The sequence below is a fragment of the Dapis hubbardiae BLCC-M172 genome (assembly GCF_050016015.1).
GTDB lineage: Bacteria > Cyanobacteriota > Cyanobacteriia > Cyanobacteriales > Microcoleaceae > Trichodesmium.
Genome location: NZ_JBNHEQ010000195.1, coordinates 1 through 2,275 on the forward strand (window position 1 = coordinate 1; position 2,275 = coordinate 2,275).

General features: G+C 34.0%; 1 protein-coding gene. It reads left to right on the plus strand.

Translation table 11 applies throughout. From position 1 onward, the window contains the following. Nucleotides 1-201 precede the first annotated feature (201 nt). The coding region (locus ACP6PK_RS17705) for a 5'-3' exonuclease H3TH domain-containing protein (protein ID WP_426561288.1) at nt 202-2,275 on the plus strand (2,074 nt) is incomplete at its 3' end.

A 2,275-nucleotide genomic window follows, 5' to 3' on the forward strand; every position in this document is an offset into this window, starting at 1 on the left:
TTTCTCAATCTATCTAACCTACTACCTACTCCCCGAAAAAATCTCAATTCAAAAACAGAAATCTTACCACAAAACTATAGTGCTAAATCTAGATTAGATACATAGCTAGTATTTCCGGCAAATAGAAAAGCCAGCCTTAGAAAATAAGTATACCCCAATTTATAGCTAAAATAGAGCAACATCTCAAAATATCAATTTCAAATGTCCGCTAACCCTCCTACCACCCTTTTAATTGACGGCCATTCTCTCGCCTTTCGTTCCTACTACGCTTTTGCCAAAAGTCGTAGTGGAGGATTGAAAACTTCTACAGGTATTCCCACAAGCGTTTGTTTTGGATTCCTGAAATCTTTATTAGAAGTAATAGATACTCAAAAACCAGAATACTTAGCGATCGCCTTTGACTTAGGACAACCTACATTTCGTCATAAAGCTGATAAAAATTATAAAGCAGATCGACCAGAACCGCCAGAAGATTTAATTACTGACTTAGAAAATTTACAAGAGCTTTTAAGAGCTTTTAATTTAACAGTTATTACTGCTCCTGGTTATGAAGCTGACGATATATTGGGAACTTTAGCACAAAAAGCTAGTGCTGCTGGGTTTCGGGTAAAAATTCTTTCTGGCGACCAAGATTTATTTCAATTAATAGATGTAGAAAAAGGGATTAGTGTTTTACATTTAGCTGCGGGTAAAGGTAGTACGCCTAAAGAATTTTTTGCTCAAGAAGTTAAGGAGAAATTGGGAATTTTGCCGACTCAAGTTGTTGATTATAAAGCTCTTTGTGGAGATAAGTCTGACAATATTCCAGGTGTTAGAGGGATTGGGGAAAAAACTGCTGTTAAGTTGTTGAATGAATATAGTTGTCTAGGAGAAATTTATGCTTCTCTAGATAAAATTAGAGGAGCCAATCAGAAAAAGTTAGTAGTAGGAAAAGCTGAGGCAGAGCATTCTCAGTTTATGGCAAAAATTGAAGTAAATGTGCCGTTAAATCTTGATATAGAAGATTGTCAGATAAAAAGATTTTCTCGTTCAGAAATTGAACCTGTTTTGCAAAGGCTGGAATTAGAACATTTCCTCAGTCAAATTCCAGATTTAGAACAGCAGTTTAATGGTTTGGCAGGAGTTAAGTCTTTGCCAGACGAATCAGAAACTCAGCAGCAAGAAAAATCGATAAATACTTTAGTTGAAGTAGAAAGTGATGATTGGTTTTTCAGTGCAGAAGATACAAAGGTAGCTAAACAGCAAATTTCAACAAAATCAGAAATTCAGCCTCAAATTATTGATACTCCAGAAAAGTTAAAGGAGTTAGTAAATATTTTAAAAGAACAGAAAAATCCTCAGATTCCTGTTGCTTGGGATACGGAAACAACATCTTTGGAACCGAGAGATGCAGAGTTAGTTGGAATTGGTTGTTGTTGGGGAAAAAATATAGAGGATGTTGCCTATATTCCTACCAGACATAAAATTGGAAAAAATCTGGATAAGGTGACAGTATTAGAGTCTTTAAAACCAATTTTAGAAAGTACCGAATATCCAAAAGTTTTTCAGAATACTAAATTTGATAGATTGGTTTTTCGTTGTCAAGGAATTAAATTAGCTGGAGTGGTTTTTGACACAATGTTGGCAAGTTATGTATTAAATCCTGGAGATAAACATAGTCTGGAAGAAATATATATTAGATACCTCACAGATAAGGGGATAAATTTACATAGTTATAACGATGTGGTCTCGAAAAATAAAACTATTGCCGACCTAGATATTCTCAAAGTAGCTGATTATTGTGGTAATCAAGTTTTTGTGACATTTCAGTTAGTAGAAAAATTAAGAGCAGAATTAGAAAAAGCGGATAAAAATCAACCGACTGAGAAATCTTTGTACAGATTATTAGTAGATGTAGAACAAGCATTAGAATCTGTTTTAGCCGAAATGGAATTTCAGGGAATTAAGATTGATATTGAGTCTCTGAAAAATTTATCAGCTCAACTGCAAAAAGATACTCCGAAAAATGAACCGACTGAGAAATCTTTGTACAAATTATTAGTAGATGTAGAACAACCTTTAGAATCGGTTTTAGCCGAAATGGAATTTCAGGGAATTAAGATTGATATTGAGTCTCTGAAAAATTTATCAGCTCAACTGCAAAAAGATACTCCGAAAAATGAACCGACTGAGAAATCTTTGTACAAATTATTAGTAGATGTAGAACAACCTTTAGAATCGGTTTTAGCCGAAATGGAATTTCAGGGAATTAAGATTGATATTGAGTCTCTGAAAA